Consider the following 9,160-nt stretch of genomic DNA (forward strand, 5'->3'; position numbering starts at 1 on the left):
GGCATAGCCATAGACCAACAAGCTAATTAATAAACTGGGGTGGTAGGCGCTACTACCGCGCAAACCATAACTGTTTTCAATTTGGGTTAAATCAAGCTGGTCAACGACCTCGACGACAAAACGTGCAAGATGGTCATCAGGCAGCCATTCATCTAAGGTTGGCGGTAGAAGATATCCGCTAAGGCGGTCTATTGGGCGAAAGCGACTCATTGTTTGTATCTCATAAGTAATATGGGCATATTTTAACACATATCGTCTTTTAGCATATTATTGTTTGATTAGTCCGACAGGCTCCTAGGTTAATAATAAAAATCAAAGCAATAAAATTTGTGTGGCGGTAATTTTATTTAACACCATAACTGATTGTTTTTATAATGCTATCATTCTGTAGATATGCTGAATAGTTAACCAACAAACTCAACCCTAAATTTGTTATAGCTAACCTTATTTCTGTGGATAAAAATGATTCAACCCCTAATTTGTTATATAAACACCCTAATTTCGTTACAGTCTGCCCTAAAATTGTTATGGGCCACCCTAAAATTGTTATAATATTACTACTTAACTTATTGAAATAAAAAGAAAAAATAACGTCTAAAAACAAGAGAAAAACAAGAGAAAAATTATTTAAAAACAAGCTAAGAAAAAATTTGTAGAATGTGGATAAAAAATCAAAATTCCTTTCTATTTAGTTTATCAATAAAATCTCGAATTGCTATTTCTGCAGCAACTTGCATTGTCATACCTTTTATTGCACAAATGGCCTTAAATTCAGAATGCAATTCTTTTGGTATATTAGGTAAACGTTGCGGTTGTTGAGAACTATTTTTATTTGTCATTTTTAGCAACCTCATCTAGTATATGTGATTCAATTACTTCTGATATCCTGATAGCCAATTCAGAGTCATCTGCTGTATACTTTAGTGTAATAGTCTTACCTTTAATATCAATCTGCCCTACTTTTTTTCCTTTTGAATTAAAAAATTTAGCCTTTGGCTCATTTACAATTTTTGTACGAACAGTTGATAAGTTTTTGAGATAGAGTTCCAACATATCATTAGACCAATCATCTTTTACTATCTTTTGAACTAATGTATTAAACTCAGTATCACTCATTTTCTTTAAAGCTGTACTTAAAGTGTAAGCAAATCTTAACCCTAGAGGCGTAGGCTTACTAACCAATAGTGATATTTTATCAAATGGAATTTTAGAAATTGCAAGATATTTTGACATTGAACCTTCTGAAACACCTGTCCTTGTACAAAGGTCAACCTGTGATTTTACATGCCCTTTTTCAATTAATTTTGCAAAAGAAATTGCGTCATCAAAAACAGACTGACTACTACGTTCTTCATTTGCTGCTCTTGATAAAATATATAAGTCTAACCCAAAAACATTATCATGAATATCGCAACGAACTTCATTTATACCAGCTTTAAGCATAGCCTTTAAACGATAATGTCCATCAAGAACAATATACTTATCTTTCTCCGTGCTTGGTGTTACTGGTACAGAAACAATTTGTCCCTTTTCAATAATACTTGAGGCAAGTTCAGAAATAAGATTATCATCATAAAAGCAACGCGCATTTAGTGGGTTTTCAATTAATTTATCAATTTTAATGATGTTTGATATTTGTTTTTCATCTGAATCATAAAACTTGTTTGCTTTATCAAACTTAGACAAAATACTTTGACTTCCAGTTTTTTCTGTCTCGTTTTGTTTTTGACGCATTGATTTTAATGAACTTCCAAAATCTGGTTTTTTGGCCATAAATAGAATCCTCTTAATAAATCTTTCCCGGGGAAAGATTTTCTAAATGACTAAAAATTTCATCTGTGACAGATTTAATTTCGTCGGATGCTTTCGTAGCGCCAGGTACAGCTGAAACCCCGGTACCATAAAAAAAAGCTTCAGCATATGCAACAAGATTAGTAGTACAACTTTTCATTGTTGTTGCACCTTGAGTTTGATGTAAGGCACTTAGTACACCTTTTGCAAGGTTAGTACGTTCCATTTTTGAAGCCATAATTAGAGTTTTTAAATCATCGTTATATACTTTAACCTCATCTATAAGTTGTAAAGCTTGATCAGATGCAACTAAACTCATTGGTGTTGGATCAACAGGAATAACAACGATATCAGAAACCATCAGTGCCGCCTGTGCAGTTTTTTGTTCTTTATTGGGTGGGCAGTCAATTATTATTAAATCATAATTGTTAAAATGCTTTTCAATTTCAAGGCGAACTTTTGTACCTAGCGCTGATAAGTCAATAATAGCAGCTGGAAAGGGATTTTCGTCCGGAGCATTTGCGATCCAACTTATTGCGGAACCCTGAGGATCAATATTAATAAGAAGTGTTGTTAATCCTCTTAGTTCTGCTTCATATGAAAGGTTAACAGAGAGGGTAGTTTTGCCAACACCACCTTTCTGATTAAAAACAGTAATTATTTTACAAGACATAAATTTGTTCCTTTATTAACTTCCATTAAATATATCATAACAGTGTACCAACTTAAAGTGAAAATGTACTTTTGTACATATTGTAATGTTGCAGAGTATTAATTTTAGCTTGGCGAATATATTTTAATATGTTTCTATAAAATATAGCTTATTTGATATGCCGGTAATAACATAGATTTAATCGCTAAAAAATCGATAAACTTTCCCCGGGAAAGTTTTGTCATGTATGCATAGTGGATGAGGGCTGAGGAAGTGTCAGAAGGTTTTATACAAATAGTTTGTAGATGTAAGTAAAAGTGACTTTTTTGGGCATGCCTTGTGCAATGCGCATCACTTGCGAGAGCTGACGCGTGCTTGGGAACAGGATAAGCAGGCCTGGGCAGAGCGTATGAAGACACTTCTGTGCCAAATGAATGAAGCCGTTAAGCAAGCCGGTGGCGCACTCACGCCAAAAAAGGTGCAAGAATGGCGAGTTGAGTATCGTGCCTGTTTGAAGCAGGCGGATAGTGAATGTCCGCCACCCGATGAAACACAGCGAGAAGGAAAACGCGGTAAATTAAAACGCTCAAAATCACGCAATCTGCTTGAAAGGTTAAGGTGCTATGAAGCAGATGTGCTTCGGTTTTTAGAAGACCCCAATGCCCCATTTACCAATAACCAAGGTGAGCGCGATATCCGCATGCTTAAGGTGCACCAGAAAGTATCAGGCTGTTTTCGATCAATGGGTGGTGCAAATATCCTGTGTCGTGTCCGAAGTTATTTATCAACGGCAACGAAACAAGGCCTCACGAGTTCAGAGGCGATGACATCGCTTTTTAAGGGAGAGCCAGTTCCTATTATATGCTAAGGCATGGGGTGTGAAGTAAGCTCGTCATCTAAGTCATGATTGCGAAAATAATCTTCTTGCTCTGAAAGTTTATTCATGTCCTCATCTGTGAAATAATCAGTTTCAAAATATGATTGAGCAAGCTCGTTATTGTAAGTTTCATTTTGCTGTAAAAACGGTTTATCTTCATTAGCTATGATTGAATCATTAGAGCTTATAGTAGAGTCAGCTATACTTTGATTATTATAAGCCACGACTAACTCGAAAAACTGGGCTTTGTGAGAAGCTTCTATTTCTTCACAAAGTCGAGCTAAATTATCAATCGAAAAAGTATGCGAACCATCTAAAAACTTAATTGTTATAGACTCTAATGCAAGTTTGTCTAAATCAATTATATTATGATTTAAGCTAAGATGAATTGTTGAGCTGGGTGTTTTTAAAAGTCGCCCGGTCATGTCCCAAGCATTTGACGCGATTGAATTGAGGGGTTTGATGTTTTTAGCGACATTGTAAGAATGGCCACCTTTTTTAGATTGTTTTGTTTCTATGTCACAAACCACTTCAATTTGTTTGTTTTTTAAAGCATTAAAAATACGCTTAGCATCAGAGTAAGCTTGTGCTGAGTTATTACCTGTAGCCAGTCTGTATAGTTTAGCTATGTCACTGTTCTTAGAGACTGATAAATTATTTTTTGGCGTTTTTTTTACATTACTTATATACGAAGATACTGTTTTTCCGTTACTCAAAGTAATTTCAAGCTTAACCATATTTTTGCTTATGTAGTGTTGGAAGTCCGTAATTATTCCGTTCGATTGTTGTTGTACCATTTTGATGCCCCTTTTTTCTTAATGTTGAGCCCAGTATAATAGTTTCAAAAATACTGTCAACAGAATTAATAAAACTATTGACAAAAAAGTAGTTATTTTTTTATCATAGTGCCAAGACAAAGGAGAAATTATTATGAATGAAGTAGAGTTTTGCGCTGGCAATGGTGTGTATCATACAAATAAAAACGGACAAAATCCGTACATGAAAATAACAATGTTCGAAATATACAAGCTTCTGCATTATCCGCAAAGCGTCGATAAATCCAGATCGATCTGGACTACTTTTAATACTGTGAGTGACGAGAAGGGTAGAGTTTCAAGTGTGCTAATGGAGAAGGGTATGTATTGCGCTTTGTGGATTGATATTGATGGGCAAATTGCATCATGGCATGAATTACTGCAGGATGTCGCGAGTTTAAACTCAATAGCGTACTGCTACACGACAGCAAGTTCAACAGCACAATCGTTAAGAGCCAGAATAATTATTCCACTCAGTGAGACCATCAAGTATGAAGTCTTTGCACATAACCAAAATTGGTTAAATTCATATTTTGAAAAGATGAATTATAAAATAGATAGAACCAGTGAAAATGCCAATCAACTATGCTATCTGCCCAATTCGCCAAATGGATTTTACAAGTACAAGGCCTTTAAAGGTAGCTATTTTAAAGTTCAAGAGATCTTAGTAAGCAATAAAATGGCTTTAGAAAATGATGTCTTTAATAAAAAAACACAAGTACGAGCTCTCGATAAAGTTGTAACATTGCGCCCATCACTAAGCAAATTTGAGCCTAAAAAAAATTTAATCAGTATGTTTAACGACAGTAACAGGGTAGAAGATCTCTTAGCAGTGTATAGCTATAATCAAATATCTAACACTCGATACACATCCCCACTTGCACAAAATAAGTCGAGAGGTGTGCTGGTAATTAAAAATCAAAATCGGTGGATAAGTTTTCATGAATCAGACGCAGAAGAGGGATTGGGTAAATCATGTGTAAATGGACGTTGTGTTTCGGGCGATAGTTTTGATTTGTTTAAATTTTTTGAGTGCGCGAATGATATGAGTTTAGCGATGACAAAACTAGAAGCGTTATATGAGTCTAGTTACCCTAGTCTGTCATGCTAAGCTAAGACTGTTTGTCGGACTAAAGCCGATCTGAATATTAGCGTTGTGTTGGGTTTTCGGACCGGTGGGTGATGCCGACAGAGGCCATTAGTCACCATAAACCCAATACCAAGGCACTGATGTTTCACTCAGATCAAGTTGTTCAATACAGTGCCAAACTCTTTAGCGATTCACTGGCGTTACACTGTATTAGCGCAAGTATGAGCCGAAGAGGTAATTGTTGGGATAATGCGGTACAGGAACGATTCCTTCGAAGTTTGAAAACAGAACGACTCAATGAATTAAGCTTTATCAATCATCAGTCAGTTGTGGATGCGGTAACTGAATATATACGGTTTTACAATAATAAAAGGCGCAATTCAGTTATAGGTTATTTGACACCCGCGATGAAACGGCGAGAAATGTTAAATGTGGCTTAGAAAGTCTACAAAAAAACTTGACCATTACACTTAATTTATGGGGTTGTAATGGTCGCTATTCTTCTAGTGTTAGTGACTCTTTTTTTGTCGAAAAAGCACCTTCTAAATTGCGGCCAGCTCTAAGCTCCCCTATTTTTCGCGTGCAGATATTATGCCTTTATGAAGTTTGTGTGTTGCATCTATAGCATCTTTAGCATTCTTATAACAATGGAAGTAAGCCCGACTTACGATGTCTAGCGCGGGCGGGTCGCTCAAGTTTGTTGACAAGTATTGCGAAAGGTGTAGATAGCAGCTATTGCTTTGTATTTTATCTATACTTATATCCCAGCGAAGCTGTTGCTTGTCTAAGTAGTGCGCAAGATGCTTATCAAAGCGGTTAAACAGCAAGCACTTAGCAAAAGACTTTGTGTCGCTGTGGTCGAGCGCTAGGGCAGTGCTATTGTTGCGCAAATCGATAAAAGTAATGTAGTCATCGTCTTGCTTCTCATTTGTGAGCATTAACAAGCTTAGTGATGTATAGCGCGTCTGCTTTGTTTTAGTCTCATCTAAGTGAATAACAGCAAACAGCTGCTTGCGTCTGATGAGCTCGGTTCTAACGATTTGATCATACCCGGGTCGCTGTAAAAACCCGTCATCGACAACGATACATGCAACGCCATTCGCTTTAAGTCGACTTAACGCATATTGAACCCAGAGTGCATCAGAGCTAAAGCGACTGACCTTTTTTGCTTTGTTGTGCCAGCCGAAAACGTGATTTGATTCACTTTCTTGTATGCTAAGCTTGCGCGGTTGCTGCGGAAAGCTGATGTACGCGTCCACTTTTTTTTGATCAGAAAACCCGCTTGCACCAAGTAGCGGATTGTTAAGCGCTTTTTGTACTGTGAAACTGTTGCTGTTCAGTTGCAGAAAGGCGCTAGCAATCTCAAGATTTAAACTAAACGTATCTTCTAGAAATAGCGTGACATTTTTTTTAGAAGTTAGAATCGAAGATAAAAATAGGCCGCTACCCGCGGCGCCATCTTGTATTGATATAGTTTGATCAGTAAGTGTTTCATCAAGAAATGCATCAATGATTTCTGAAGAGAGGCTGTTTAGTGCAAATGAATGAGCGTTGTAGTAATGGCTTTTAATCATTTCAGTTAAGCCACTCTTAATTATGTGCAATTTTTTTTGTTCTGCATAGTGCATGATTATTTTTATTATGTTCATGCAGCGATCGGCCAGTTTTTTGACCTCAAGCGGCAAGCCAGCGTCATCGATTGTCATTTTATACGAAGCATAAATCTGAGTTAGAGTGTTAGAAAACTTTTTAATATTGCACTCTGCTAGTGCGCTTAAGAGTAAATGTAGTTTTTCATTATCGTACTTTGCAGCCAGCGTTATTGATAGTATAAATAGAAATCTTGAATTCGACACGCCCGGGTTTTCATTAATGAAAGGTTTAAAAGCATTGATGATATCGGATAGTTCATTTGTTCTCATGATTTTTCTCTTGATTTGTCTTTAAGTATATAAAATAGTTGTGCATCAAGCATATCTTGTGATGCGCTGGTTAGCGATTCAAGTGCATGCTTTTGTATTAAATGCTGTTTGTACAATGACGCATATTCTTCTCTAGCAGATTCATCAATCAAGGGAATCGGCAAGTTTTTAAGATACTTTGTTGTGATTTTCAAATTTGCAGGATAGTCTTTTTGAATAAACTGGTCTATAAACCATCGCGATGTTATGAAGCCGATGATAAAGTGCGGCTTGCTGATACTGGGCCGAATTAGCATGCAGTTATTATTGATAATTATATTTCGATTGCCGATGTCTTGAATCATTACTGCATTATAAAGTGAGCCCCGACTCGTTATAATGATGTCGTTTTCTTGTAAATAGTGATGCTCTAAGATGATTCTTCGTAGCTCATCATCTACTTCAATCGCCTGAAGTTTGTTAAAAACAGACTCGTCTAAAATGCCATTTTGATGCATGTCCTGTTGCTTGAGTAAAATAATTGAGTCACTGTCTGAATTATTGCTCGAAACGACTTTTCCAAGACCGATGCCCGACATGATCTTGCAATAGTCGCCCAGTGTTTTTTTTTCTTCTGTTTTCATTTCTACCCCCGCGTTAATTGGTTTGTAGTATTTACAAAGCGTTGCAATTAGTTTTATAAATACTATCATACACTGTCGACATGTTTTAAACTATTTCCAAATTTATTTGCACGCCTTCTATCTTTTTGGTTGTCAGTGGCCATTGTATGTAGCGTTACAATAGACCTCTTGCAAAACTCCAGTAATCGGTTTGCATTTTCGAACAAAATTCCACCAGTAAAAGCCTAATAAACCTCAGCCAACAAGGAATAAACATCATAACCAGTATCTAATTTTGCAAGAGGTCTAATAAATATAATTAATTATTAAATAGTTTCAAAAAACTATTGCAATTTTGTAATCAAGGCTGAAATATGTGATCCATGACATACAAAAGGAGAAACCATGTCAGAGATTAATACCTTGAAAACCGATCATCATCTTGAAGCGGATTTTCATCAGCCGGTGAGTTTTGAGTCGATTAATGGGTTGCACCGCATTTTTCGTAATGCGATTGAGTATGAGCAATACAAGCGTCTGCGCCTCAATGTCAATTCGCCGGGTGGGGAGTTTAGTGCCTTAACCCATTATTTGTGGTATCTCAAAGCCATGCGCCATCAGGCTGTTGAAGTAGCCACGCTGGGTCAAATTCAAGTGGCGTCTGCGGCCGCGATTATGGTGAGCATGGGCGATATTGGTCATCGTGCGGCTTATCCGCATACCGAGTTTGTGTATCACTTTGCCCGTTTGGGTCGGGTAGAACGCTTAACCGCCCAAAAAGCCGACTATTTACGCAAGGAGATTGAGGATGTTGATAGGACCATGCTCGATCAATTAGTTGAACACATTGCACCGGCGGTGGGCCAACAGTCGTTTCCTCGAGGGGATATCAAAATCGGGCGCAGCCGGTTTGTAGCTAAAGCGGGAATGAATTTGGCGGAATGCAAACGCAAAATGCGTGCGGATCTTGAGCGTTTGTTTTTACTTGATATGTCGATCACCGCCGAGCAAGCGCGTGATTTTTACCTGATTGATACCATCAAATTACCAGAGGGAGGACTTTAATATGATGAAAACCAAAAATACCAAACCAACCCAATCAACCCAAGCAACCCAGTCAACCAAAAAATCCGTTGCACCGGTTGCGCATAATGCCGATGGCGCCAAAAATCGCAAGAGCTCATTCCACTCGATTGCCTGGAATGGGGACGAGGTGGCGTTGCGCTTACCGGCGGGGTTGTTAAATAGAAACACCATGACGCCTGAGGAGCTGGGTCACGTGATGGTGGTAGGTGAAACCGGCAGTGGCAAAACAGCCAGTACCGTCAAACCCTTGTTAGGTGCGATGTTTGGTTATTTAAGCAACGATGGCTTGCGCTACAGTGCGTTGGTGGTTGACCCAAAACACGAG

9 protein-coding genes and 3 pseudogenes are annotated in these 9,160 nt (G+C 37.7%); 5 read left to right on the forward strand and 7 right to left on the reverse strand.

Annotated features, from left to right (window positions below):
* The 4 genes and pseudogenes from NA59_RS11925 to NA59_RS11935 form a co-directional block, all read right to left on the reverse strand.
* A pseudogene (locus tag NA59_RS11925) lies at positions 1 to 210 on the reverse strand (IS5/IS1182 family transposase); the annotation flags it as partial.
* A gap of 461 nt (positions 211 to 671) precedes the next feature.
* The gene (locus NA59_RS15190) at positions 672 to 839 is read right to left on the reverse strand and encodes a hypothetical protein (protein WP_157792624.1); all 168 of its coding nucleotides are present in this window, start codon (positions 837 to 839) and stop codon (positions 672 to 674) included.
* Positions 829 to 1,773, reverse strand: coding sequence for a ParB/RepB/Spo0J family partition protein (locus NA59_RS11930; RefSeq protein ID WP_044413049.1), 945 nt, complete (start codon positions 1,771 to 1,773; stop codon positions 829 to 831). The genes NA59_RS15190 and NA59_RS11930 overlap by 11 nt, the downstream gene beginning before the upstream one ends.
* A gap of 13 nt (positions 1,774 to 1,786) precedes the next feature.
* Positions 1,787 to 2,464, reverse strand: coding sequence for an AAA family ATPase (locus tag NA59_RS11935; protein WP_044413050.1), 678 nt, complete (start codon positions 2,462 to 2,464; stop codon positions 1,787 to 1,789).
* A gap of 310 nt (positions 2,465 to 2,774) precedes the next feature.
* Between NA59_RS11935 and NA59_RS11940 the strand changes: the two are divergent.
* A pseudogene (locus NA59_RS11940) lies at positions 2,775 to 3,311 on the forward strand (IS66 family transposase); the annotation flags it as partial.
* On the opposite strand, the gene NA59_RS11945 reads toward NA59_RS11940, so the two are convergent.
* The gene (locus tag NA59_RS11945) at positions 3,308 to 4,117 is read right to left on the reverse strand and encodes a hypothetical protein (RefSeq protein ID WP_044413052.1); all 810 of its coding nucleotides are present in this window, start codon (positions 4,115 to 4,117) and stop codon (positions 3,308 to 3,310) included. The pseudogene NA59_RS11940 and the gene NA59_RS11945 overlap by 4 nt on opposite strands.
* Before the next feature lie 133 nt (positions 4,118 to 4,250).
* Here NA59_RS11945 and NA59_RS11950 point away from each other — a divergent pair, with 133 nt between their 5' ends.
* The gene (locus tag NA59_RS11950; RefSeq protein ID WP_044413055.1) at positions 4,251 to 5,246 is read left to right on the forward strand and encodes a hypothetical protein; all 996 of its coding nucleotides are present in this window, start codon (positions 4,251 to 4,253) and stop codon (positions 5,244 to 5,246) included.
* Between the two features lie 83 nt (positions 5,247 to 5,329).
* A pseudogene (locus NA59_RS14855) lies at positions 5,330 to 5,665 on the forward strand (integrase core domain-containing protein); the annotation flags it as partial.
* Between the two features lie 129 nt (positions 5,666 to 5,794).
* Here NA59_RS14855 and NA59_RS11955 read toward each other — a convergent pair.
* Both NA59_RS11955 and NA59_RS11960 read right to left on the reverse strand, forming a co-directional pair.
* The gene (locus tag NA59_RS11955; RefSeq protein WP_044413058.1) at positions 5,795 to 7,147 is read right to left on the reverse strand and encodes an N-6 DNA methylase; all 1,353 of its coding nucleotides are present in this window, start codon (positions 7,145 to 7,147) and stop codon (positions 5,795 to 5,797) included.
* Positions 7,144 to 7,770, reverse strand: a complete 627-nt coding sequence (locus NA59_RS11960; RefSeq protein ID WP_044413061.1) for a hypothetical protein — start codon at positions 7,768 to 7,770, stop codon at positions 7,144 to 7,146. The genes NA59_RS11955 and NA59_RS11960 overlap by 4 nt, the downstream gene beginning before the upstream one ends.
* Positions 7,771 to 8,154: 384 nt before the next feature.
* On the opposite strand from NA59_RS11960, the gene NA59_RS11965 reads away from it, so the two are divergent.
* Both NA59_RS11965 and NA59_RS11970 read left to right on the forward strand, forming a co-directional pair.
* The gene (locus NA59_RS11965) at positions 8,155 to 8,814 is read left to right on the forward strand and encodes an ATP-dependent Clp protease proteolytic subunit (protein ID WP_044413064.1); all 660 of its coding nucleotides are present in this window, start codon (positions 8,155 to 8,157) and stop codon (positions 8,812 to 8,814) included.
* Between the two features lies 1 nt (position 8,815).
* Positions 8,816 to 9,160: hypothetical protein (locus tag NA59_RS11970; protein WP_044413067.1), on the forward strand; the 345-nt coding region annotated here is incomplete at its 3' end.

This window comes from Thiomicrospira microaerophila (assembly GCF_000934765.1).
Classification (GTDB): Bacteria; Pseudomonadota; Gammaproteobacteria; order Thiomicrospirales; family Thiomicrospiraceae; genus Thiomicrospira; species Thiomicrospira microaerophila.